Origin of the sequence: Pseudofulvibacter geojedonensis (assembly GCF_042675745.1) — a bacterium.
Classification (GTDB): domain Bacteria; phylum Bacteroidota; class Bacteroidia; order Flavobacteriales; family Flavobacteriaceae; genus Pseudofulvibacter; species Pseudofulvibacter geojedonensis.
Map to the genome: position 1 here is coordinate 135,458 of NZ_JBHTJM010000006.1, position 26,243 is coordinate 161,700.

The 26,243-nt window shown below is 31.1% G+C and carries 22 protein-coding genes; 14 read left to right on the top strand and 8 right to left on the bottom strand.

Translation table 11 applies throughout. The features are described 5' to 3' along the window. Positions 1-116: 116 nt before the first annotated feature. Together ubiE and porT are read left to right on the top strand one after the other, a co-directional pair. Positions 117-854, top strand: coding sequence for a bifunctional demethylmenaquinone methyltransferase/2-methoxy-6-polyprenyl-1,4-benzoquinol methylase UbiE (gene ubiE, locus ACFQ1O_RS05620; protein WP_377714217.1), 738 nt, complete (start codon positions 117-119; stop codon positions 852-854). Between the two features lie 12 nt (positions 855-866). Then, positions 867-1,604: a type IX secretion/gliding motility protein PorT/SprT gene (porT, locus tag ACFQ1O_RS05625; protein WP_377714219.1), complete on the top strand. Its 738-nt coding sequence runs from the start codon at positions 867-869 to the stop codon at positions 1,602-1,604. On the opposite strand, the gene ACFQ1O_RS05630 is transcribed toward porT, so the two are convergent. Beyond that, positions 1,591-2,319, bottom strand: a complete 729-nt coding sequence (locus ACFQ1O_RS05630; protein ID WP_377714221.1) for an RNA methyltransferase — start codon at positions 2,317-2,319, stop codon at positions 1,591-1,593. The two genes, porT and ACFQ1O_RS05630, sit on opposite strands and share 14 nt — an antisense overlap. A gap of 149 nt (positions 2,320-2,468) precedes the next feature. Between ACFQ1O_RS05630 and tamL the strand changes: the two genes are divergently transcribed. From tamL to ACFQ1O_RS05670, 8 genes are all read left to right on the top strand, one after another. After that, positions 2,469-5,006: a translocation and assembly module lipoprotein TamL gene (gene tamL, locus ACFQ1O_RS05635; protein WP_377714223.1), complete on the top strand. Its 2,538-nt coding sequence runs from the start codon at positions 2,469-2,471 to the stop codon at positions 5,004-5,006. Between the two features lie 58 nt (positions 5,007-5,064). Further along, positions 5,065-6,132: a class II fructose-bisphosphate aldolase gene (gene fbaA / locus ACFQ1O_RS05640; protein WP_377714225.1), complete on the top strand. Its 1,068-nt coding sequence runs from the start codon at positions 5,065-5,067 to the stop codon at positions 6,130-6,132. Positions 6,133-6,175: 43 nt separating this feature from the next. Beyond that, on the top strand, positions 6,176-7,030 hold the full coding sequence (gene accD, locus ACFQ1O_RS05645; protein ID WP_377714227.1) for an acetyl-CoA carboxylase, carboxyltransferase subunit beta: 855 nt from the start codon (positions 6,176-6,178) through the stop codon (positions 7,028-7,030). Positions 7,031-7,263: 233 nt separating this feature from the next. After that, positions 7,264-7,533 carry a 30S ribosomal protein S15 gene (gene rpsO / locus ACFQ1O_RS05650; RefSeq protein ID WP_377714229.1) on the top strand — a complete coding sequence of 90 codons (270 nt, stop codon included), beginning with the start codon at positions 7,264-7,266 and terminating at the stop codon, positions 7,531-7,533. A gap of 197 nt (positions 7,534-7,730) precedes the next feature. Next, positions 7,731-9,890, top strand: a complete 2,160-nt coding sequence (locus ACFQ1O_RS05655) for a polyribonucleotide nucleotidyltransferase (RefSeq protein WP_377714231.1) — start codon at positions 7,731-7,733, stop codon at positions 9,888-9,890. Positions 9,891-10,205: 315 nt separating this feature from the next. Then, the gene (locus tag ACFQ1O_RS05660; RefSeq protein ID WP_377714233.1) at positions 10,206-11,069 is read left to right on the top strand and encodes a sigma-70 family RNA polymerase sigma factor; all 864 of its coding nucleotides are present in this window, start codon (positions 10,206-10,208) and stop codon (positions 11,067-11,069) included. 177 nt (positions 11,070-11,246) lie between these two features. Then, positions 11,247-11,909 (top strand): ribulose-phosphate 3-epimerase, encoded by a 663-nt coding sequence (rpe, locus tag ACFQ1O_RS05665; RefSeq protein WP_377714235.1) that lies wholly within the window; start codon positions 11,247-11,249, stop codon positions 11,907-11,909. 86 nt (positions 11,910-11,995) lie between these two features. Beyond that, positions 11,996-12,706 carry a hypothetical protein gene (locus ACFQ1O_RS05670; RefSeq protein WP_377714237.1) on the top strand — a complete coding sequence of 237 codons (711 nt, stop codon included), beginning with the start codon at positions 11,996-11,998 and terminating at the stop codon, positions 12,704-12,706. On the opposite strand, the gene ACFQ1O_RS05675 is transcribed toward ACFQ1O_RS05670, so the two are convergent. Next, positions 12,703-13,509 carry a zinc-dependent peptidase gene (locus ACFQ1O_RS05675; protein WP_377714239.1) on the bottom strand — a complete coding sequence of 269 codons (807 nt, stop codon included), beginning with the start codon at positions 13,507-13,509 and terminating at the stop codon, positions 12,703-12,705. The two genes, ACFQ1O_RS05670 and ACFQ1O_RS05675, sit on opposite strands and share 4 nt — an antisense overlap. Positions 13,510-13,677: 168 nt before the next feature. Between ACFQ1O_RS05675 and ACFQ1O_RS05680 the strand changes: the two genes are divergently transcribed. From ACFQ1O_RS05680 to ACFQ1O_RS05695, 4 genes are all read left to right on the top strand, one after another. After that, positions 13,678-14,871, top strand: a complete 1,194-nt coding sequence (locus ACFQ1O_RS05680) for a serine hydrolase domain-containing protein (protein ID WP_377714241.1) — start codon at positions 13,678-13,680, stop codon at positions 14,869-14,871. 501 nt (positions 14,872-15,372) lie between these two features. Then, positions 15,373-16,086 carry an ABC transporter ATP-binding protein gene (locus ACFQ1O_RS05685; RefSeq protein WP_377714243.1) on the top strand — a complete coding sequence of 238 codons (714 nt, stop codon included), beginning with the start codon at positions 15,373-15,375 and terminating at the stop codon, positions 16,084-16,086. 1 nt (position 16,087) lies between these two features. After that, entirely contained in the window at positions 16,088-17,491 is a 1,404-nt protein-coding gene (locus ACFQ1O_RS05690; protein ID WP_377714245.1) for an ABC transporter permease, read from the top strand. Between the two features lie 3 nt (positions 17,492-17,494). Then, complete coding sequence (locus ACFQ1O_RS05695) at positions 17,495-18,925, top strand: DUF3526 domain-containing protein (RefSeq protein ID WP_377714247.1); 1,431 nt, start codon at positions 17,495-17,497, stop codon at positions 18,923-18,925. A 123-nt stretch (positions 18,926-19,048) separates the two neighbouring features. On the opposite strand, the gene ACFQ1O_RS05700 is transcribed toward ACFQ1O_RS05695, so the two are convergent. The 6 genes from ACFQ1O_RS05700 to murG all read right to left on the bottom strand — a co-directional run bounded on the left by ACFQ1O_RS05700 (position 19,049) and on the right by murG (position 26,243). Then, a complete protein-coding gene (locus ACFQ1O_RS05700) occupies positions 19,049-19,498 on the bottom strand; it encodes a GatB/YqeY domain-containing protein (RefSeq protein WP_377714249.1) in 450 nt (149 codons plus the stop codon). Between the two features lie 185 nt (positions 19,499-19,683). Further along, on the bottom strand, positions 19,684-21,630 hold the full coding sequence (gene ftsZ / locus ACFQ1O_RS05705; protein WP_377714251.1) for a cell division protein FtsZ: 1,947 nt from the start codon (positions 21,628-21,630) through the stop codon (positions 19,684-19,686). Positions 21,631-21,672: 42 nt separating this feature from the next. Beyond that, the gene (gene ftsA, locus ACFQ1O_RS05710) at positions 21,673-23,034 is read right to left on the bottom strand and encodes a cell division protein FtsA (RefSeq protein WP_377714253.1); all 1,362 of its coding nucleotides are present in this window, start codon (positions 23,032-23,034) and stop codon (positions 21,673-21,675) included. A gap of 11 nt (positions 23,035-23,045) precedes the next feature. Continuing rightward, positions 23,046-23,729, bottom strand: a complete 684-nt coding sequence (locus ACFQ1O_RS05715) for a cell division protein FtsQ/DivIB (protein WP_377714790.1) — start codon at positions 23,727-23,729, stop codon at positions 23,046-23,048. 56 nt (positions 23,730-23,785) lie between these two features. Beyond that, on the bottom strand, positions 23,786-25,132 hold the full coding sequence (gene murC / locus ACFQ1O_RS05720; protein ID WP_377714255.1) for a UDP-N-acetylmuramate--L-alanine ligase: 1,347 nt from the start codon (positions 25,130-25,132) through the stop codon (positions 23,786-23,788). Between the two features lie 4 nt (positions 25,133-25,136). Continuing rightward, complete coding sequence (gene murG, locus ACFQ1O_RS05725) at positions 25,137-26,243, bottom strand: undecaprenyldiphospho-muramoylpentapeptide beta-N-acetylglucosaminyltransferase (RefSeq protein ID WP_377714257.1); 1,107 nt, start codon at positions 26,241-26,243, stop codon at positions 25,137-25,139.

Here is a 26,243-nt window from a genome sequence, read left to right on the forward strand (position 1 = left end):
TTACTCAAAAGCTAACTACAAAGATATGTTTTTTAACAAACATTATTAACACTTAAGTTATTAATTGATTTTAGTAAGCAAATTATTAATCGTAGTTTTGTCTAAAATCTTCTAGAATGTCTGAAAACATTACACCATACAAAGATTCTGAATTAGGTAAAAAAAAGCAAGTTACCCAAATGTTTGACAACATTTCTAAAGAATATGACGGTTTAAACCGAGTAATTTCTTTAGGAATAGATCAAAGCTGGAGGAAAAATGTTGTCAACTTGGTTAACGATATCAAACCAGAAAGCATTTTGGATATAGCAACTGGAACGGGTGATTTAGCCATTATGATGGCAGAAAAAACCAAAGCAAAGAAAATAGTAGGATTAGATATATCTGAAGGGATGCTTAATGTGGGTAAAGAAAAGGTTACGCAAAAAAAACTATCTAACAGAATACAATTAGTTGTTGGAGATTCTGAAAAACTTCCTTTTGAAGACAATACTTTTGATGCAATAACCGTTTCTTTTGGAGTTAGAAACTTTGAAACACTAGAAAAAGGTTTATCAGAAATCCTAAGAGTACTTAAACCTAATGGTAGATTTGTAATATTAGAAACTTCTGTTCCTACAAAGTTTCCTTTTAAACAGGGATATCAATTTCATTGTAATATTATATTGCCTCTGGTAGGTAAACTATTCTCTAAAGACAAAAAAGCTTACGGGTATTTATCTGAATCTGCCGCAAATTTCCCTTATGGAGAAAAGTTGAACAATATTTTAAGAAAAATTGGGTTTATAGATGTTAAAGATATACCCCAAACTTTTGGAGTTGCCTCTATTTATGTTTCATCTAAAAAAAGCTAAGTTCCTTTACTAATGAAAAAAGCAACAGTTTTCATCATATTTCTATGTATTTCTAATATTACTTTTGGTCAAGTTTTTTCGGATTATAAGTTAAAAAATGACGCAAGAGGTGGTAGAGGCGATATAGACAACCAGTTTTTATCTTATGGATATTATTTAGGTTTTAACAGCTTAGATTTTCTATTTAACTATAGAACTAACAATCATAAAGACATTGAAGTGAAGTCTGGAACTGGTTTTAATGTTGGACTTATTGGGAATATGAAACTAGGAAAACATGTTGATTTACGCTTTGAACCTGGGTTAACATTTACAACCAGAACTTTGACTTACCCAGAGAGCTACACTACAATTGATTTAGATTTTACTGACACTGTTAATTCAGAAAGAGAAGTAAAATCTACTTATGTATACTTTCCTTTATTATTAAAATTTAGCACCAAGCGTCTCGGAAACTTTAAACCTTTTGTTCTAGCAGGTGCATCAACAGCTATTAACTTATCAAGTAATGAAAAAAGTGACGATGATAATTTAGCAGGAAAGTTTAGAATGAAAACTAATCCTACTTTTTTAGAACTAGGATTTGGAATTGATTTTTATACACATTACTTTAAATTTACCCCTTCTATAAGAGGTGTATTCGCTGTAAGCGATGAATTAGTTAAAGACAAAGATCCTAATAGTCCTTGGACAAGTAATATTGCAAGTATGAAAACTAGAGGATTCTTTATCAATTTTACATTTCAATAGCTTTCCTTTTCAACTCACTTAAGGTTATTGCTGTGGCAGTTGCAACATTTAAACTCTCGGTTAATTGAGATTTACCAAATCGAGGTATGCTTATTTTATAATTTATAAATTGTTCTACTTCTTCACTTATACCATTAGCTTCATTACCCATTATAACCAAACCATCTTCTATTCTTCCTTCCATAGAGTAAATACTCTCTCCACTCATAAATGTTCCATAAACTGTTTTTTTATAACCCTTTAAGAAAGTTTTTAAATCTAAATAAGACACATTTACTCTTGTTAAAGACCCCATAGTAGCTTGAACCACTTTAGGATTAAAGCAATCTACCGTCTCCTTATTACATAGCAATTGAGTAACACCAAACCAATCACACAACCTAATAATTGTACCTAGATTACCCGGATCTCTTATATTATCTAAACCAATAATCAGTCCACTCTGTTCAATACTCTCCTCTTTTTTAAATTTAAAAATCGCTAAAGCTGAATTAGTATTTTTTAAAAAACTTATACGCTGTAATTCTTTTTCGGTAATAAATTGTTGTTGATCTATTCCTAAATCCACTACTGTATACAAAGACTCTAAAACAAAATCTGAAGCCAAAAACTCTAATATTGTTTTTTTACCCTCTACAACAAATAAACGATGCTGGTAGCGGTACTTTTTTTGTTTTAAACTCGTTATTAATTTTATAGTGTTTTTACTTAACATAGATCTCCTATTTAATAAAAATACAAAGTAATTAATATTTTAAGCAATACATTAAATTCAAAAGAAAAAAATAAAAGCAACTAGCCAAGTTTTAACTATTTATTTAATTTGGAAAAATGTATTTTTGATCTGTATTTAGAACCGTACTATTGAAATTACCTATATTAAAAATATTTCTATCTATTTTCATTTTTATAATAAGCTCTTGTAGTATTACAAAAGATTTAAAAGAAAATGAAAACCTTCTTACTGAAAATTTAGTAACTATTGACGGAAAAACTTCTAAAAACAGTCCCATAAAAAGCATCATAAAACCTAAAAAAAACGCCGATTTTTTATGGTTTCCATTAAGAGCCCATATTTATAATTTAGCACATAAGAATCCTGATTCTGCTTTTGTTTCTTGGCTGAACAAAAAACCAAAAAGAAAGGAGCGCTTATATAAAATGCTTTCTAAAAAACAGACTATTAGATTGCAAAATTCTTTTACCAACATTCACAAATGGCTACAGAAATCTGGTGAACCTCCCGCAATTATAGATAGCTCTTTGATAAAAAAAACAATATCGAATATTGATAAATATTATTCTCAAAACGGCTGGAGAGATGCTAAAACAAATTATACTATAGACTATTTTGACCATAAAAAAGCAAAAGTTAATTACTCTATTGAAACTAACGAACCGTATATAATAGATTCTATTAGTCAAAACATTAGTTCAAAAGCTGTTGATTCTGTCTATTCCATATACAAAAAGAGTTCTTTTATAAAACTTAACAAGCAATACAACCATACTAGTTTAATTAACGAACGTGAGCGCATTAATAATATCATGCGTAACTCTGGTTTTTATACATTTGAAAAAGAAAGTATTTTTTTTGATAGTTGGCATGATTCTATTGCTAAAACTATGTGGGTGGATTTAATTATTAAAGATAAGAAAACAAGAACTATAGATTCTACTTACAAAGAACCATATAAAACATATAAAATTAGTGAGGTTAATGTTTTTACCGATTTTACATACAAAAACAAAGGTAAAGCGATAACAGACTCTGCTAGTTATAACAATCACAACTTTTTTAGCTTTGACAAGCAACGTTACAAACCTAAAGCACTTTCGAATGCTATTGCAATTCATAAAGGAAGTATCTATAGAGATATTGACAAATCTCAAACTCTTAGGCAACTCAACAACCTTAGGACTTTTAAATACCCTAACATTAAATACACTCTAGATCCTAGCGATAGTACTAACACAAACCTAATTGCCAACGTACTTTTAACTCCTTTAAAAAAGTTTAGTTTGGATGCCGGAATTGATGCTTTACATAATAATATTCAAAATGTTGGACTTGCATTTAGTACTTCTATCTTAGCTCGTAATGTTTTTAGAGGCGCAGAAAATTTAGAGTTAGCTTTTAGAGGATCAATTGGCGCTTCTAAAGATGCTTCAGATTCTAAAGATGAATTTTTTGATATTCGAGAACTTGGGGCTGATTTAAAACTATCATTCCCTAGGATTTTATTCCCAGTAAAAACCAATAAAATAATTCCTAACACTATGAACCCAACTACACGAATTAGTTTGGGTGCAAGTAACCAAACTAATATTGGTTTAGATAAAAGAACTTTTTCGGGAGCCTTTAATTATCGTTGGTTTCCTTCAAGTAAAAAAACGATCCGATTTGATTTATTTAATGCACAATTTGTTAGAAACCTAAATCCTAATAATTATTTTAGTGTTTATGAAAGTTCATACTCTTCCATAAATCAAATTGCTATTAATAGCACATATACTACAGAAAACTTAAGTATCCCAGAAGGTGTAGATCAATTTATCTTTGATGCTCTATCAGGAAACTTACCCACATCAGTTTCTGATTTAATATCTGGTAGTACATTTCAAGAAATTAGCAATATAGAAGAGAGAAGACAAAGGCTAACAGAAAACAACTTGATTTTTGGTTCTAGTTTCTCTTATATTCATAACACAAGAACCAATCTTTTAGACAATCATTTTACCCGTTTTGGTGCGAAATTAGAGTTGGCAGGGAATTCTTTAGCTAGCCTATCTAACTTACTTGGTTTGCAAAAAAACAGTGATGATAGATATGAATTATTTAATGTTGAATATTCACAATTTATAAAAACCGAATTAGATATTATAAAGTACTGGGATTTATCTAGAGATAATATTATTGCTTTAAGAAGTTTTTTCGGGATTGCTATTCCATACGGAAACTCCAACTCTATCCCTTTTGCTAAAAGTTTCTTTGCAGGAGGAGCTAACGATAATAGAGCTTGGAAAGCATACGGATTAGGCCCTGGTATTAGTGGTAGTTTTTTCGAATTTAACGAAGCTAACATGAAAATAGCCTTAAATGCTGAGTATAGGTTTAATGTTTTTGGCGATATGAAAGGAGCTCTTTTTACAGATATTGGGAATATTTGGAATGTTTTAGATAATGTAGAAGATGAATCGTATCGTTTTACATCTTTAAAAGATTTAAGCGAGTTAGCCATTGGATCTGGAATAGGGTTACGCTATGATTTTGGTTTCTTTTTACTACGTTTTGACACAGGCTTTAAAACCTATGAACCATACCTAAATAACAAAAAATGGCTTACTAATTATAATTTTAAAAATGCTGTTTATAACCTTGGTATAAATTATCCTTTCTAGCCCAAGTTATTTTATTACATTTGTCATCTATTTTCAAGAAAAACACAACTAAAGAGAAATGAGTCATAATATAAAACCTGGAGTTGCTACAGGCAAAGAAGTACAAGAAATTTTCAAATATGCAAAATCAAAAGGTTTTGCTCTACCTGCAGTTAACGTAGTTGGTTCAGACAGTGTAAATGCTGTTTTAGAAACAGCAGCAGCAGTTAATTCTCCTGTTATTATTCAATTTTCAAACGGTGGAGCTCAATTTAATGCTGGAAAGGGTTTATCTAACGAAAATGAAAAAGCAGCTATTGCCGGAGCCGTTGCTGGTGCTAAACATGTTCATTTATTAGCTGAAGCTTATGGCGTTCCTGTAATTTTACATACAGATCATGCTGCTAAAAAACTATTACCTTGGATCGATGGGTTATTAGACGCTAGCGAAAAGCATTATGCCGAAACAGGAAAATCTCTTTATAGTTCTCATATGATTGATTTATCTGAAGAACCTATTGAAGAGAATATCGAAATCTGCAAAAAATACCTAGAACGCATGAGTAAAATAGGTATGACTTTAGAAATCGAATTAGGTATTACAGGAGGAGAAGAAGATGGAGTAGACAATTCAGATGTCGATGTTTCTAAACTGTATACACAACCAGAAGAAGTGGCTTATGCTTATGAAGAATTAAGTAAAGTTAGTGATCAATTTACTATTGCTGCAGCTTTTGGAAATGTTCATGGAGTATACAAACCTGGTAATGTTGTATTGACTCCAAAAATCTTAAAAAACTCTCAGGAATTTATTCAAGAAAAGTATGATTTAGACCATAATCCTATTGACTTTGTTTTTCACGGAGGTTCAGGATCTACTCTAGAAGAAATTAGAGAAGCAATTGGTTATGGTGTAGTAAAAATGAATATTGACACCGATTTACAATTTGCTTTTACAGAAGGAGTAAGAGATTATATTTTAGAAAAGAAAGATTACTTACAAACTCAAATAGGTAACCCAGAGGGAGAAGAGTTACCAAACAAAAAATATTACGACCCTAGAAAATGGCTTAGAGAAGGTGAAAAAACTTTTAAAGCTAGATTAACTAAATCTTTTGAAGATTTAAACAATATTAACACATTATAAAAAACGAGTACCTTTGTAATTAGGTTCACTTATTTAGATAAATATGGCTTGGTTTAAAAGAAAAGAAAAAGGAATCCAAACTTCTACAGAAGAAAAGAGAGACACTCCTGAAGGATTATGGTATAAAACACCAACTGGTAAAATTGTTGATACTGAAGAGTTAGCAGCTAATTTTTATGTGAGTCCAGAAGACGGATACCATGTTAGAGTTGGTAGTAACGAATATTTTGAGATATTATTTGACAATAATGAATTTACAGAGTTAGATGAAAATTTAACTTCAAAAGACCCATTAAAATTTGAGGATAAGAAAAAATATCCAGATCGTTTAAAAGCTGCTCAGAAAAAAACCGGATTAAAAGACGCTGTTCGTACTGCTGTAGGTAAATCTAAAGGAAAAGATTTAGTTGTAGCTTGTATGGACTTTAGCTTTATTGGAGGTTCTATGGGTTCTGTTGTTGGAGAAAAAATTGCTCGTGCTGCAGATCATTCCTTAAAAAACAATATTCCTTTTTTAATGATTTCAAAATCTGGAGGAGCTAGAATGATGGAAGCTGCATTATCATTAATGCAATTAGCTAAAACATCTTCTAAATTAGCTCAATTAGCAGAAGCTAAAATACCTTACATTTCTTTATGTACAGATCCTACAACTGGAGGTACTACCGCTTCTTTCGCGATGTTAGGAGATATTAATATCTCTGAACCTGGAGCTTTAATTGGTTTTGCCGGACCAAGAGTTGTAAAAGATACTACAGGAAAAGAACTTCCTGATGGCTTTCAATCTGCAGAGTTTGTTTTAGAACATGGTTTCTTAGACTTCATTACTCCTAGAAAAGAGTTAAAAGATAAGGTAAACTTATATTTAGATTTAATACTAAATAATAACGTTAGATAATTACTTATCGTATATATACAACAAACGCCTCACTATTAAGTGGGGCGTTTGTTTTAAAAACCAACCTTTAAATGCTATGCATTCTATAATTAAGACTCGTGTAGTAACAAAAGGTTTAATTTACAATCAAATCTTTTACTCTAAATAGGTAGTTTTTAAAAAAACCTCTATATTTGCCTCCTGATAATGAAAACCATTATCTGTACATAAAAATCATTATAAATAATATTAGCATGTATTTAACTAAAGAAGTAAAAGCTGAGATTTTCGCTAAGCACGGAGGAGAAGCAAAAAACACTGGTTCTGCTGAAGGACAAATTGCGTTATTCACTTACAGAATTAACCATTTAACAGAGCACTTAAAGCAAAACCGTAAAGATTTTAACACAGAGCGTTCTCTAGTAAAATTAGTAGGTAAAAGAAAAAGCTTATTAGATTACTTAAAGAAGAAAGATATCTTAAGATATCGTGCTATTATAAAAGAATTAGGATTAAGAAAATAATCTTACTAAAAGAGGCGCCTGCGCGCCTCTTTTTATTTTATATAGTTTTATCGTTTCGTCGTTACTAGATAAAACTAGTTAGCTGAAAAGCAAACAGTAATGACAGCTAAAAAGTATTTGTATTAGTTTTTCATTGGTCTCACAACAACTACAACAACACAACGACCTATGTTTAATTAATAATTTTAAAGAATTTTATGATTCCAAAAGTATTTACCCAAACTATAGAGTTGGGAGATGGAAGAACCATCACACTGGAAACTGGAAAATTAGCTAAGCAAGCAGACGGGTCTGTTGTTGTTAGAATGGGAGACACCATGTTATTAGCTACAGTTGTATCTGCAAGATCAGCTAACCCAGGAATCGATTTTTTACCACTTACGGTAGATTATAGAGAAAAATTTGCTGCAGCAGGAAGATACCCAGGAGGTTTCATGAAGCGTGAAGCAAGACCAAGTAATGAAGAAATCTTAACTATGCGTTTAGTAGACCGTGTATTAAGACCTTTATTCCCTAAAGATTACCACGCAGAAACTCAGGTTATGATTCAGTTAATGTCTCATGACGAAAATGTAATGCCTGATGCTTTAGCTGGTTTAGCAGCTTCTACAGCAATCCAATTATCAGACATTCCTTTTGAAGCACCTATTTCAGAAGTAAGAGTTGCTAGAGTAAATGGAGAGTTCATCGTTAACCCTAGTTATACTCAATTAGAAGAAGCTGACATGGACTTAATGGTTGGTGCTTCTAACGATTTCGTTGCCATGGTAGAAGGTGAAATGGACGAAGTTTCTGAAGAAGAAATGGCAGATGCTATTAAAGTAGCACACGAAGCTATTAAAGTTCAGTGCGATGCTCAAGTTCGTTTAGCAGAAGCTGCAGGTAAAAAAGAAACTCGAGAATACGAAACTGAAGAAGTTAACGAAGAGTTAGCTACAAAAATACACGAAGCTACTTATCAAAAGTGCTACGATATTGCTAAAAAAGGAACTTCTAAACAAGAAAGAGGTTTAGCTTTTTCTGAAGTTAAAGATGAAGTTAAAGCACTATTTACTGAAGAAGAACTAGAAGAATATGGCGACTTAGTTGGTAAATATTTTAGCAAAGCTCACAAAGCTGCTGTTCGTGATTTAACATTAAATGAAGGTTTGCGTTTAGACGGACGTAAAACTACAGACATTAGACCAATTTGGTGTGAAGTAGATTATTTACCGCGTACTCACGGATCTTCTGTATTTACTAGAGGAGAAACTCAAGCATTAGCAACCGTTACTTTAGGAACTTCTAGAGATGCTAATATGTTAGATTCTCCAACTATTCAAGGTGAAGAGAAATTTTATTTACACTATAACTTCCCTCCTTTCTCAACAGGAGAAGCAAGACCTTTAAGAGGTACTTCTCGTAGAGAAATAGGACACGGAAACTTAGCTCAACGTGCTTTAAAAGGTATGATACCAGATGATTGTCCATATACAGTTCGTGTAGTTTCTGAAGTATTAGAATCTAACGGTTCTTCTTCTATGGCTACTGTATGTTCTGGAACTATGGCATTAATGGACGCTGGAGTTCAAATGAAAAAACCAGTTTCTGGAATTGCTATGGGATTAATTTCTGATGGTGATAACTATGCGGTTTTATCTGATATCTTAGGAGATGAAGATCACTTAGGGGATATGGACTTTAAAGTGACTGGTACTGCAGATGGTATTACTGCTTGCCAAATGGATATTAAGATTAAAGGATTATCTTATGAAATCTTAGTAAAAGCTTTAAAACAAGCTAGAGATGGTCGTTTACATATCTTAGAAAAATTAACTGATACAATTGCTCAACCAAACGAAACCGTTAAAGCTCACGCTCCGAAAATGGTTACTACAAACATACCTGGAGATTTTATTGGAGCATTAATTGGACCTGGAGGTAAAAATATTCAGGAATTACAAAAAGAAACAGAAACAACTATCGTTATAAACGAAGATCCTGTTACTGAAGAAGGTATTGTTGAAATATTAGGTACTAACCAAGAAGGTATAGATCAAGTATTATCAAGAATTGCAGCACTTACTTTTAAAGCTGAAAAAGGAAGCGTTTACGAAGTAAAAGTTGTTAAGATGTTAGACTTTGGAGCTGTTGTAGAATATGTAGAAGCACCAGGAAACGAAGTATTATTACATATTTCTGAATTAGCTTGGGAACGTACAAACAATGTTTCTGACGTTGTTAACTTAGGTGACGTATTAGATGTTAAATATTTTGGAGTTGACCCAAAAACTAGAAAAGAAAAAGTTTCTAGAAAAGCATTATTACCTCGTCCACCAAGACCAGAAAGAAAAGAAGCTCCTAAAAAGGATGCTTAACATAAATAAAAAAACGCCTCGATTATCGGGGCGTTTTTTATTTATTATATGGTCTCTAATATCGTTTTTAGTGAAATCAAAAAATACGCTTTTAAAAAAGCTAAGGCACTTTTTAATAATGCTAATCAATAAACAGATGCCTTAATACAATTAACAAATACCTTTACGGTATTAAATTTCGAATAAAAAACACTGTATATCAACTTATTATAAGAAAAAAAGAGAAATTTAGCAACTTTTTTGTAACATTTTCTTAAAGTTAAACGTATAACTATATGCGTAAGCAACAGAACAATAATATCAGGAGGATTTTTAATGAGACAACTTAAAATTACAAAGCAGGTAACCAACAGGGAAACTGCATCTTTAGACAAGTATTTACAAGAAATAGGAAAAGTTGACTTAATTACAGCCGATGAAGAAGTAGAGTTAGCACAGCGAATTAAAGCTGGTGACCAAATTGCTTTAGAAAAATTAACCAAAGCAAACTTACGTTTCGTAGTATCGGTAGCAAAACAATATCAAAACCAAGGTTTAACCTTACCTGACTTAATTAACGAAGGAAACTTAGGTTTAATTAAAGCCGCTCAACGTTTTGATGAAACTCGTGGATTTAAATTTATATCTTACGCGGTATGGTGGATACGTCAGTCTATTTTGCAAGCATTAGCTGAACAATCTAGAATTGTACGTTTACCATTAAACAAAATTGGGTCTATTAATAAAATTAACAAGACCTATGCATTTTTAGAGCAAGCTCATGAGCGTGTTCCTTCTGCAGAAGAAATTGCTAAGGAATTAGACATGACTATTAATGACGTAAAAGAATCTATGAAGAATTCTGGTCGTCATGTATCTATGGATGCTCCATTAGTAGAAGGAGAAGATTCTAACTTATACGATGTATTGCGTTCTGGCGAATCGCCAAACCCAGACAGAGAATTATTACACGAATCTTTAAAGACTGAGATTGAAAGAGCTTTAGAAACTCTTACACCTCGTGAAGCAGATGTTGTACGTTTATATTTTGGTTTAGGAGATCAACATCCAATGACTTTGGAAGAAATTGGAGAAACTTTCGACTTAACTAGAGAACGTGTTAGACAAATTAAAGAAAAAGCCATTAGAAGATTAAAACATACTTCTAGAAGTAGAATACTAAAAACATACTTAGGATAATACTAAGTTACGATAAGGACGGTATTATGTTCTCGCCAGAGAATTAAAACTGTTCGTTTTTTGATTGATGATGAACTCCGGCTGATTACCGGAGTTTTTTTATTCTAAATCTTTTCAATACATCTTATTACTTCTCACTTAATTACTACCTTTGTCACCACAACAAACAACTTAACAATGAGTACTAAATTAATTGCTCCTTCTGTATTAGCTGCAGATTTTGGAAACTTACAACGTGATGTAGAAATGGTTAACAATAGTGAAGCTGATTGGTTTCACATAGATATAATGGATGGTGTTTTTGTTCCAAATATCTCTTTTGGAATGCCTGTACTAAAAGCTATTAGTAAACACGCTAATAAAACTATCGACACACATTTAATGATTGTAGATCCAGATAGGTACATTCAAACTTTTGCAGATTTAGGAACAGATATATTAACCGTTCACTACGAAGCTTGTACTCATTTGCACAGAACACTTCAAGCTATTAAAGCTGCAGGTATGAAAGCTGGAGTAGCTCTAAACCCTCATACCAACATTAATGTTTTAGAAGACACTATTAATGATATTGATTTGGTTTGTATTATGAGTGTAAACCCTGGTTTTGGAGGGCAATCTTTTATAGAAAACACCTATGATAAGGTTAAAAAACTAAAAGCTTTAATTACCGAAAAAGGAGCTAACACCTTAATTGAAATTGATGGTGGTGTTAACGATAAAAATGCAAAAAAACTTACTGATGCTGGTGCCGATGTTTTGGTAGCAGGTAGTTTTGTTTTTAAATCGGATGATCAAAAAGCAACTATTAGCAACTTAAGAAAAGTTGCTAACTCTTAAAGTAATATAAAATTCTAAAAATAATAAAGCCGAAACAATATTGGTTTCGCCTTTTCGTTTTATATTGACCAGCTAAAATCATAATATTGAAAAAATACATTGTTTTAATTCTTTTATTTCTCTTCACCTATTCCTTTTCTCAAGTTGACATAGACACCTTTGAAGTAGATTATATTAGAACCAAATATTTTTATAATCCTAAAACTAAATATAAATTTATTTATGAAACAACTACTAAATATAAAAGTGGCTTATACAAATCTGATTTATATGGGAATATTGTTGTTAGAAATTATGATTTAAAAGAACCATACTTCGACTATAAAGGCAAAACTTTTTTGAGTTCCAACAAAAATAGAACCATGTATATTTATTATGGTAAAAAAAAAGTTGACTCAATAAAGATAAAACATCGTCGCTGGAAGCATTTAGATACTCTAATCACTTATACGAAAACAAGGGTAAAAAGGAAAAACAGAAAAAGGATTTATAAAAATGGACTTCTCATCAAAGACATACGTGACCCCAAAAATCCAATTTCCTACACATATAACAAACAAAAAAAAATAACCAAAGTAACCACAGAAAATAGCAACTTTTTATACACTTATGATAAGGATAACAAATTAATCATAAAAGACCGATATAGAAAAACAGAAGAAAAGCTTTATATAGACAGAGATAAATATATTTATAAAAATGATACCCTTATAAGAATTGACCAATATGTTATACGAAACAAAATTGATAGCACTGATATTCACCGTTCAATTCTTTTTGAATATCAACAATTTTAATATCCTGCAAACCTAAAATTAAACATTTGCCTTATTTTTTTATACACTAACGGAAACTGTCCTTTAAACTCATCTGGAGATTCAATAAAGTTCTCTAATACAACCGCTAAAAACTCGAACTTATTAGTAAAAGCATAATCTCTAAAATAAGAAGACTCCATTATTCTAGTCTTTACATTTTCATTTAACAGCAATTGCTGCAGCTCATAAAAACCATCAGAAAAAATAACAGATGCAGTGTCAGTCCGCTTAATACTATTAATATGTATAGCATGGGTTATCTCGTGTATACCAAGGTTTAAATTATCATCATCTATTCTAAAACCTTCCTCAAAATCTTTCCACGATAGTACCAAAGCTCTTAGCATTGGGTTAAACTCTCCTTTGTGATCTTCTTGATTTATAGTAGAATAAAAAACATCTGGATAAACTATTACTTTTTCTATAATAGGTATTAGATAATCTCTCATTCCAAAAGTCAACATTACTGCTGTAGCTGCAATCAGCAGTTTTTTTTCATCATCTAGAATCAATCCCTCTCTCGCTATAAACTCTTTATCGCCTACAAACCGAATAACCCTATGTTCAAATCGTTTCTTATTGAGACTAGAAAGTTTATTGTAAAATGTAAACTTTTCTTTTAAAATTTGTTGTTGCTTTTTATTAAGTCTCTTCTTATACCAATAAAAATGAACCCATAACGGTCTTTTAAAAACATTTATATAGATTACATCTATTAACTTTAAACCTAAATAAATTACCAATAACACCAAACCCAAACCTAGAAGGAATAGTAATATCATTGTAATTATTGCTTCATTATTATTCATTAATGGCAAGATAAGGAAATAATTACATCTTTAAACTTTCTAAAATAATTAACACTCATTAGCTCAAAAAATAAAGAATAATTTTGAATACTAATAACAGATTATTATTTTGTGATCTTTTCTTATTAACCCCAACCAACCTTGAAAACTTATATTAATTATATAGTAATTGCTATTGTTGTTATTTTAAGCAGTTTTATGCTTAGCAATAAGCTGAATTCTAATCAAACCTCCTCGGTAGAAATTTCCACCCCAAATACTATTGCTCCTCCTATTGAAGAGAACAAAACCATAAAAACAGAGTATTATCCTTTAAACAAAACTCAGGTCGTTAAACATAAATTAGATTCTTTATTAAAAAGAATTAATAAACGACATAACTTTCACGGTTCTATATTAGTTGCTAAAGACCATAAAATAATCTATAACAACCATGTCGGTTATAAAGATTTTAAAACGCGAGCTACCATTAATAATTCTTCTGTTTTTCAACTTGCTTCAGTAAGCAAACAGTTTACTGCTGCTGCTATAATGATGCTATATGAGAAAAAACTAATTAAACTTACCGATTCAGTAAACAAATACTTCCCTTCTTTTCCATATAAAAATGTAAGCATAAAAAACCTACTCAATCATACAGCTGGCTTACCTAAATATTTTTGGATAGCTGAACACAAATGGAACAAAGAATATCCTCCTAGCAACAGTGAAATGATGGATTTATTATCGTCTAGTAATGTACAACGATTTTATAAACCTGGAATTAAATTTGATTACTCTAATACTGGATATTTTGTATTAGCGAGTATTGTTGAAAAAGTTTCTAAAACTGATTTTAGATCCTTTGTTAAAAAAAATATTTTTGACAAATTGGGCATGAAAAATTCATTTGTTTACAGCTATCAAAATGATACAATTAGGAAAAATCAATTAAACGGATACAGACTATTTAGGGGTTGGAAACACATAAAAATTGGAAATACTATAAACGATGCTATTGTTGGAGATAAAAATGTTTACGCTACTAGCGAAGACTTATACAAGTGGATTGTAGGTTTAAATAAAGGAAAACTTATTTCTAAAGAATCATTAAATTTAATGTATTCTGAAGGAGAAACTAAATACGGTAGAAAAATACCTTATGGTTTTGGCTTTAGAATTAATCGTAAACAAAACACCATTTACCATAATGGCAATTGGAATGGATTTAGAACAGGTCTTATTCAATATCCTAAAGATGACTTAACAATTATTATTTTAGAACACACTGGATATAAAGAAATTAACTATTTGAGTAAAAAGGTTAGAAAAATTACTCTAGAAAACTTCTCATAATAATAAACATATCTTTTTTAGAAGTTAACAAACTTCGATTTACTACACCTTTTTCCAAAAAAAAGAGTGAATCTGTAATTTAGATTCACTCTCATAAACAATCAAGTATTAGTTAATTAGTTTTGATTTAATTTAAAAAATTACCCTTACATTATACGATAAAAACTACTAAAACTTGTTATTATACTCAATTCTTTAATTAAACAGTTACAAAGTTCTTTGGCTTCTTTCTATGCCAAAAATAAACAAAAAAACACAAACGCAACAATGTTGCAATAAAATATTATTTTTATTTTAGCAATTATTAATTTTTAATAACTATTTAATTCTAAAACAAAAGAAGTAAAAAAGATAAATTATTGATCATTGGTATTGGGATTTAGTAGAGATCAATACTAAAATTTATCATAGAAAAATTTAAGGTAGCAAATTTGAACGTTTCTTATCAAGAAACTTTATTTTAAATTAAACTACCTACTTATTAATTTAACAACCCCGATTATGATTACAATAAAAAACATTACTAAAAATTATGGTGATTTTACTGCTGTAAACGATTTATCTTTTTCTGTAAAAGAAGGAGAAATTTTATGTCTATTAGGTGCTAACGGAGCAGGAAAGTCTACCACAATAAACATCCTTTTAAACTTCATTCAACCAACATCTGGCAATGCAGAAATAAATGGTTTAGATGTCTCTAAAAACCCCATAAAAACCAAGCAATTCCTTACATATATTCCTGAAAACTTAATGTTATACCCAACATTAACAGCAATAGAAAATTTAAATTATTTTACTAAACTCTCTGGAAAAAGTTTTTCTCAAAAAAAATTAGAACAATATTTAATAGAGGCTGGTTTAGAAAAAGAAGCTCTTAAAAAAAGAGTAAGAACCTTTTCTAAAGGTATGCGTCAAAAAGTTGGAATAGCATTAGCTATTGCAAAAAATTCGAAAGTTTTATTATTAGACGAGCCTACTTCTGGTTTAGACCCAAAATCAAGCAACGAATTCATCTCTTTACTTAACAAAATGAAAAATAATGGTGTAGCCATTCTTATGGCGACACATGATTTATTTAGAGCAAAAGAAGTGAGCACTCACATCGGTATAATGCGCTCAGGCATTCTAGAGAATTATTCAAATACTTCAGAATTATCATTAAGTGAACTTGAAAAAATCTATCTAGATATTATGAACTTTAAAAATGTAAATTAAAATGTTAAATATTATTTTTAAAGAACTGAAAGAACTTATACGAGATGGTCGTTTTAAAATAGCTATAATTATTTCTTGTATTTTATTAATTATCGCTACTGTAACCGGTATAAATCAATATCAAAAAAGTAATCAACAATATGCAGAATCCGTAGATAAAGAACGTAATATATGGGAAACTCAAGATGAGAAAAATCCTCACTCAGCTGCACACTATGGAACATATGCATTCAAGCCAAAATTTGCATTATCTTTATTTGACTATGGAGTAACAAAGTATACCGGAAATTCTATTTTTTTAGAGGCACACAACAGAAATGAAGCCTCTTTTAGCGAAGCTAGTGATCAAACAAGCTTAACTCGTTTTGGAACACTCTCAATTAATTTTGTTTTAATTTATTTATTTCCACTGATAATAATTTTAATTGGATACAACACCTATACAAAAGAATTAGAGCATCAAACAATACTTTTATTAAAAAGTCAAGGTATTCAGTCTATAAAGTTAGTTTTAGGAAAATGGTTAGCCACTTTTACACCTATCTTTATTTTAACTTCTATAGTTTTTCTCTTTATTGGTTTAACGCTATCTAACTTAAACAATTTAACCTTTTTTAACTGGTACAGTTTACTAACTCTTTTTGCTATCTATTTATTTTACTACTTAATAATAACAACTATTACTGTATTAGTTTCTTTATGGAGTAAATCTTCTGGAAAATCATTAGTAATTAGTTTAGTTATTTGGATTGTATTTTGCTTTATTACACCCAAAATTGCTACTAATATTGCCAACGATAAACATCCTTACCCTTCTAAGTTAGAATTTAGTGAACGCATTACAAAAGACAAAAAAGAAGGTTTAGATGGCCATAACCCTTGGAATAAAGCCGCAAAAAAACTAGAAGAAGAAACATTAAAAGAATATGGAGTAGACAGCATTAGCCAATTACCATTTAACTATGCTGGTTACAGAATGCAAAAAGGAGAAGAACATGAAGCTAAGATTTATGAAAAGCATTATGGTATTTTAAAAGATATAAGTGTAAAACAAAATAATGCCTACCAAAACTTATCATTTTTATCTCCTTTTATACCTATAAGGTTCTTGTCTATGGAAGTAGCTAATACCAGCGATAACTTACATTGGAAATTTACTGCCGCAGCTGAAAAATACCGTATTCAAAAACAACAATTTTTAAATTATGACATTAAAGACAATTCGAAATTTGGAGAACGAGGGTATAAAATGAGTACAGATAAATTTAAACAACTTCCTAAATTTAATTTTACCCCACCTACTCTCTCAGAGATATTAAAAGAAAACAAACAAAACTTAATATTTTTAGTATTATGGTTTGTTATTTCTTTTACTGGATTAATCATTTCTTCTAAAAAAATATAACACATGTTTCTAAACAATTTATTATATGAAATCAAATTACATCTAAGAAGTAATTGGTTATTAATATTAATTATTTGCATTAGCCTACCAATATTTTTTGCTAACTACAATGGAAATAAAGGTATAAGCAAAAGAAATAAAGATATTGCAAACGCACAAAGTCAGCTTGAAGAGAAAGACAGTATAATGCTATCTACACTTTCTAAGTTGGAAAAAGGTGAAAAAGTAGATGAACCCTATTGGAGGTTACCCTCAGAACCCATGACTATAGGTTACCGAAACCCACGTTTAGCTATAATGAAGCCAAATAACTTCTCGTTTCTTGCTACTGGACAAAGTGATATGTATACTCACTTTAAAAGCCCTACTGTTTACGGAAACAACTTTGCTTTAGATTACCCTGAAATGGTAAATCCAGTTCAATTATTATTTGGAAATTTTGATTTATCATTTGTAATCATTTTTATTCTACCACTATTAATTATAGCTTTTACTTATAATATTTTATCAAAAGAAAAAGAACTAGGTACTCTAAGGTTAATATCTGCCCAACCTGTTTCTACAGTTAAATGGTTACTTCAAAAAAGTATAATTCGTTTTTTAATCTTTACAATATTAAGCTTAGTTACACTAACTTTATCTATTACTATCTTTTCTATCGATGCTTTACATGACATTAATAGTCTTATTGGCTTATTATTATTAGTAACTGGATACAATTTATTTTGGTTCGTATTAGCATTTATCATCAATATAAAAATTAACCATTCATCTAAAAATGCTTTAACATTAATTGGTTTTTGGCTATTAATTGTACTCATATTACCTGCAACAATTAATCAAATAGGAAGTACTTTACACCCTACACCTTCAAGGTTAAAAATGATTAATGAAATTCGTTTAATCAAGAAAGAAAATGAAGAGAAACAAAATGAAATTATGGATGAATATTTACGTAACCATCCAGAATTAGCGCAAGAAAATAACCAGGAAAAGTTTAGTTTTTGGCATAACTATTTTGCATCTGAAAAAATGATGGAGAAAAAAACAGAACCTTTACTTGCTAAATACGATTTACAGCTACAAAAACAACAAGAGCTAATTTCGATATTTGAATTTTTATCTCCCGCAATATTAATGAGGCAATCATTAAACAAGATTGCTGGAACTTCTGAAATGCATTATAACGACTATAAAAAACAAGTATACGAGTTTTCTAACGAGTGGAGAGAGCATTTAGTACCTATGCTTTTTAAAGAGCAAAAATTTACCCTTGAAAATTACCATCAACTCCCAAAATTTAAATATCAAAATCGAATTGAAAATAATATTTGGCTAAGCTTTATAATATTATTATTGATTAGCTTAATTATCTTTTTTCAATTTTCTGGTAAAGAATTAAAGAAACAATTCTTACCCAAACTTTTAAACTAGATGCTAAATAAAAAAGAGTGAGTAAAAAATTACTCACTCTTACAAAGCCTATAATTATATCTAAACCTGTCTTATAAATATATATTTAAATACAATTTAAGTCGTAACGTAAACCAACACTAATTAACTTAGAAGTTTTTTTACTATAACAGAAATTGTTTTTCCATCTGCTTGGCCAGCCATTTGTTTATTAGCAGCTCCCATAACTCTACCCATATCCTTCATTCCTTCAGCTCCAATTTCTTCTATTACTCCTCTTACAACTTTCTCTATTTCTTCTTCTGTTAATTGCTCTGGTAAAAATTGCTCTATTACAGCTGCTTGTTCTAACTCTGGTGCTGCCAAATCTTCTCTACCTTGCTCTGTAAATATAGCCGCACTATCTTTGCGTTGCTTTACTAACTTTTGAATTATCTTATTTTCTTGATCCTCTGTTAATTCTTCTTTAGACCCAGTTTCGGTTTGTGCTAATAATATTGCCGCTTTTATAGCCCTTAGCGAAGTAAGTGCAACTTGATCTTTTGCTTTCATGGCCTCTTTCATTTTTACCATGATATCTGCTGATAAACTCATATTCTTTATTTTAAAAACATACTTAAGTATACTCAATATGTTTTTAGTTATTATTCCTTTTTAAACACGCTAAGATAAACATAAAAACCCGAAATAACATTTGCTATTTCGGGTTTACTGACAATGGTTTCCATTAAGCTTTTTATCAAATCTAAAGCTGCTTTTTAACAGAAATAGTTTTGATATTAATCCACATTGTCATGTAAAAATGAATTGTTAGAACGCAACTGAATATCATCATTAGAATCAACTCCTAAACTAGTGCGAGAAATGTTTTCTGCTCCGTTTGTCTTCTCATTAATATCTATTCCCATTCTTTTATAGGCTGGCTCTTTCTCTATTTCATCAATATTAGCAGCATTATGACGGAACTTATAATTAAATTCTTTTAATTTCTTTCTGCGTTCGTCTGCGCGTTTCTTTAATGTTTCTTCTATAGAAGTATTAAAAGGATCTATTTCTTCTTCAGTAACAATAGGTGCTTCTGTTTCAGATAACTCAACCTCTTGTTGTATTACTGGCTCTATCGTTTTTGTTTCAAAAACAATTTCATCTGTTGGCACACTTACCTCATCCAATTCACCTTCTGGCATATCTAAACTATAACGTTTAATACCTTCTTTGTTATGTTCAGTAACTGGAACAACAGCTATTGGATCATTTACTTCTATTTCACTTACTTCATCAGTTAACTCAAAAACCACTCTCTCTGGAGTTTGCTCTTGAACAACTTCCTTACTCTCATTCTGAACAGGTTCAAATAAATCTTCGGAAGAAGTATCTTCACTTGGTGCTGCAATATCAAAAGTAAATGCTATTTGCTCTTCTTGAGGTGCTTGTTCTTCTGATTTGTTTACATCTGTTATAACAAATTCTTGCTCTAAATTTGTTAAAGGAGTTTGAATCTCTTCATAAACAACATCTATATTTTTAATTACTTCTGTTGTTGGAATTAATTCATCTTCTATTAATGTATGCCTTATTATAGGCTCCTCAGCTTTTTTTACTTGTTCGTTTAATTGTACTGGTTTGGGTAGCTCAACCTTTGACACGACATTTTCTGCAGATAATACTTGTACGGCTTTTTGTTCTTCTTCTAGAGTATGAACAATTTTTTTAGCCTCAGTATTTACTATTTCATCTTGTTGTTCTGCGTCAAAACCAGTAGCTATAATTGTTACTGAAACTTCTCCACCTAATGACTCATCTTCACCAACCCCCATAATGATATTGGCGCTATGACCAGCTTCTGTTTGGATGTGATCATTGATTTCGCCTATTTCATCTAAGGTAATTTCTTCTGTTCCAGAAACGATTAGCAACAATACGTTTTTTGCACCAGAAATCTTATTATCGTTTAGTAGCGGAGAATCTAAAGCTTTCATAATTGCTTCTTGAGCTCTATTAGCTCCTGAAGCATTTGCTGATCCCATAATTGCAGTACCACTATTAGACAATACTGTTTTAGCATCTCTAAGGTCAATATTTTGTGTGTAGTGATGTGTTATTACCTCGGCTATCCCTCTAGCTGCTGTAGCTAATACTTCATCTGCTTTTGAGAAACCTGCTTTAAACCCTAAGTTACCATAAACCTCTCTTAATTTGTTGTTATTAATAACAATAAGTGAGTCTACTTCTTCTCGTAATTTCTCTACACCAATTTGAGCTTGTGCATTACGCATTTTTCCCTCAAACTGAAAAGGAACAGTTACTATTCCAACCGTTAAAATATCTAACTCTTTAGCCATTTTTGCAATAATCGGTGCAGCACCAGTACCTGTACCGCCTCCCATTCCTGCAGTAATGAACACCATTTTGGTGTTTTGACCAAACATATTTTTTATTTCATCAAAACTCTCAATAGCCGATTGCTCTCCCACATCTGGGTTTGCTCCAGCCCCAAGTCCCTCTGTTAAAGTTAACCCTAACTGAATTTTATTAGGTACTGGACTATTTTGTAAAGCTTGCGCATCTGTATTACAAATTACAAAATCTACTCCATTAATACCTAACTGAAACATGTGGTTAATGGCATTGCTACCACCTCCACCTACTCCAATAACTTTAATTACATTTGATTGATTTTTTGGCAAATCAAACGAAATACCCCCGAATTCTGCGTTGCTACTCATAATTCTTTTACTAATTTCTTTCTGTTTTTACAAAGTACCCTACTACTCTGCGTTATCTAAAAATTCCTTAAAACCGTCTGCCCATCTTTCAAAAAGCGATTTTCGCTTTGGCTTAGGCTCTTCGGCTATTTGCTCCTCCACTATCTCTTCTTCAAGATTAGTGTTAAGTTCCACTTCTTCGTTATTTTGAGGTGTTGTTTCTACAACTTTTGGTTCAACCGTAATTGGCGTACTCTCTTTTATTTGAACTTCTATAGCATTCATAACCAACCCTACTGCAGTTGCATACAACGGACTTGCTGTTTCAGAACCTGAATCTCCAGCTAAATGCTCATTAGGATATCCTATACGCGTGTCCATACCAGTTATATATTCTACCAATTGCTTTAAATGTTTTAATTGAGCACCACCTCCTGTTAATACAATTCCTGCAATTAATTTCTTTTTCTGTTCTTCGTGACCATAGGTCTTAATTTCCACAAAAACTTGCTCTATAATCTCTACTACTCTAGCATGAATAATTTTAGATAAGTTTTTAAGAGATATCTCTTTTGGTTCTCTACCCCTTAAACCTGGAATAGACACTATTTCATTTTCTTTGTTTTCTCCTGGCCAAGCTGAACCAAATTTTACTTTTAATAATTCGGCTTGTTTCTCTATAATAGAACAACCTTCTTTTATATCTTCAGTAATTACATTTCCTCCAAAAGGAATTACTGCTGTATGACGAATAATACCATCCTTGAAAATAGCCAAGTCTGTAGTACCACCTCCAATATCAATTAACGCTACTCCAGCTTCTTTTTCTTCCTGACTTAAAACAGCATTTGCAGATGCTAAAGGTTCTAGAGTAATACCTGCCAATCCTAAACCAGAATTTTTAATACATCTTCCTATGTTTCTTATAGATGCTATTTGGCCAACAACTACATGAAAATTAGCTTCCAAACGCCCTCCATACATTCCTATAGGTTCTTTAATCTCTGCTTGACCATCAACCTTGAACTCTTGCGGCAATACATGAATAATTTCTTCACCAGGCAACATTACCAATTTATGTACCTGATTAATTAACCTATCTATATCTTCTTCATCTATTACCTCATCGGCATTTGTTCTAGTAATATAATCACTATGCTGTAGGCTTCTAATATGCTGACCTGCTATACCAACCACTGCATCCGAAATTTGTAATCCCGAAGCACTTTCTGCCTCTTGTACAGCTTGTTGAATAGACTGAATTGTTTGTGTAATATTATTTACAACACCTCTATGCACTCCTAAACTCTTGGTTTTTCCTATACCAAGAATTTCAAGTTTTCCATATTCATTTTCACGCCCCATCATAGCAACAATTTTTGTTGTTCCTATATCTAAACCAACGGCTATTTTATTATTTTCCATAATCTCGCCCCTTACTTTTTGGTGCACACTACTTGAGATGCTATTTGCAAATTAACTTTACTATACTTATCTAGCGATTTATCTTTCAATGCTTTTTGATAAAAGGCTTTAAAGTTTTTAATTTTCAATTCTCTATTATCTATATTTCCGAAATCAATTTTAAAATCAAATTCCCTTGTAAGCAATATAAATTTGTTGTTGTTTACAACTACTCCTTCAATTTGTTTTTTAAAGAATGAATCTTGATGTATACTTTTTACTAATTTAAACACGTCTTTTAGGTTCTGTTTACTCACGTCTCCAGTAACCAAAGGTACTCGCGCAGAAAAATTTGGCGAAGTAGGCATCATTTTACCTTCTTCGTCAATATAAAAACTAGCATCTGTTTGCACTCTAGCCAAGGGAGTTTTTTGCACAATATTTACGCCAACTTCCCCATTAACAGCTACATACAAATTTGCCTTTCGAACATAAGCATTAGCATTCAATAAAAATTCTAATCTATTCAAATCTAAGGCTTCTTTCCTTATGTTTTTAAAGCTTCCTTTATTTTGTATTAACAACTTATTAACCGTTTTTTCTGAAATAAATGGCTGTTCTGGATTCTCAAATTCTATTGGCGTTTCAAACAACATTCTAGAATTGTTTCTATCTGACGTAAAAGCAAATAGAAAAATTAAAAACAAGAATAACACCCCCAACTTGAGGTTGATATAACTCCTTTTTTTTATATTTTTTTCTACCTTATCCACTAATTTGTTAATTCTTTTTTTATTACTGAAACTTCAGCTCCAATATCTCCAGCCCCAATTGTTAAAAAAACAGGCATATTTACCGCTTTTATCTCAGTAATTATTTCTGATTTTTTAATTAGTTTTTTATTATCGTTAGTAATCATTTCTAACAACCAATTACTGGTTACTCCTTCTATAGGTAATTCTCTTGCTGGGTAAATATCTAATAATCTAACCGCGTCAAACCTGCTTAAACTTTTTGCAAAATCTTCAGCAAAATCTTGTGTTCTGGTAAATAAATGCGGCTGAAAAACCACCATTACCTCTTTCTTGGGGTACATTTCTCTAACTGCTTGATGTACAGCATCTATCTCTGTAGGATGGTGTGCATAATCATCAATAAAAACAAAATCATCTGTTTTAATTTGATATGTAAATCTTCTTTCTACACCTTTAAAACTATCTAATCCAATTCGTAAATCACTAACATCAAAACCATTATCATAAGCCATTGCAAAAGCCACTAGAGCATTTGACAAATTGTGTTCACCCGGCAAATGAAAAACTAAATCATCTACTATTTCTTTAGGTGTTTTTATACTAAAATGATATGATCCATTCTTAATTTGTACATTTCTAACAACATAGTCTGCACCTTCATTCACCCCATAAGTAACCCCTTGTAAAGGCAATCCTTTTTTCACAAAAAGTTTATTCTTATTAGGTAGTTTTTCTGCAAAATCTTTAAATGTTTGCTCTAAAGTATCTCCATCTCCATAAATGTCTAAATGGTCAGCATCCATAGAGGTAACACATGCTACATCTGGATAAAGCTTCATAAAAGACCTATCAAACTCGTCTGCCTCCACTACAGAAATATCGCTCCCATTTAATATTAAATTAGATTTGTAATTTTCTGTTATTCCGCCAAGAAAGGCCGTCATATTAGCATTGCACACTTTTAGGAGATGCCCTAATATACTTGAAGTAGTTGTTTTTCCATGGGTTCCTGCAACTGCAAAACAAAAACTATTTTTGGTAATTAAACCTAAAGTTTCTGCTCTTTTTTGCACCTTAAATTGATTATCTAAAAAATAGTTTAATTCTCTATGAGAATTTGGAATAGCTGGAGTATAGACCACCAAGGTTTTATTTACATCCTTGAAGTTGTTATTAATTAAATCTAAATTATCTTCAAAGTGAATTTCTACCCCTAAACTTTCTAAGCTTTTAGTAATTGCCGTAGGTGTTTTATCGTACCCAGCAACTTTCTTTCCTAAAGAATGAAAGTATCGAGCCAAAGCACTCATACCAATACCGCCAATACCTACAAAATAAACGCTATGTATATTTTCTAAATTCAATATTTTATTTCAAATTATTTTTAATTAATTTTTCTACTTCATCAACGATATCACTTGTTGCATTTACTAATGCTAACTGCTTCATATTCCCCCCTAAACTAGACTGCTTATTTTTATTACTAATTAATTCCGAAAAAACAGTTTCAAACTGGTCGTCTAACTCCGACTCTTTTACCATAATTGCAGCATTTTCACCAACAATAGCTTGAGCGTTTTTTGTTTGGTGATCTTCCGATACATTTGGACTTGGAATAAAAATTGTTGGCTTTCCTACAATACACAGCTCAGATACTGAGCTAGCTCCCGCCCTTGATATAATTATATCTGCTGCTGCATAAGCCAAATCCATTCTGTTTAAAAATGCATGTGTTTGCACCATTGGTTTTTCAGAATGATATTTATATTGTTCATAGTACAACTTACCCGTTTGCCAAATTAATTGTACCCCTTCTTTTTCTAAAAAGTCTAATTCTTTTTCTACTAACTGATTAATCCTTCTTGCCCCTAAGCTCCCTCCTAAAACCAATACGTTTTTTTTAGTTTTATCAAGTTCAAAATGACTTAAAGCTTCTTCTCTTTTACCATCTATCGCCAACAAATCTTGCCTTACTGGATTACCAGTTTTTATAATTTTATTCTTTGGAAAAAACCTATCTAATCCATCGTAAGCCACACAGATTTTCTTCGCTTTTTTAGACAACAACTTATTTGTAATTCCAGGAAATGAATTTTGTTCTTGTATTAAAGTAGGTATTCCTTTAGCATTTGCCATATACAATAGAGGCCCACTAGCAAAACCTCCTGTTCCAATAACAACATTTGGCTTAAACTTATTTACAATTTTCTTTGCTTTCCACAAACTACTTAGCAATTTAAAAGGAAACAATAGATTGCTTTTTGATACTAACTTTCGTTGAATACCTGAAATCCATAACCCCTCTATTTCATATCCAGCGCTAGGTACTTTTTCCATCTCCATTCTTCCCTTTGCTCCAACAAATAAAAAATCAGCATCTGGATACCTTAACTTTAATTCATTTGCAATAGCTATTGCAGGATAAATGTGACCTCCTGTTCCTCCTCCTGATAATATGAATTTTAACTTACTCAT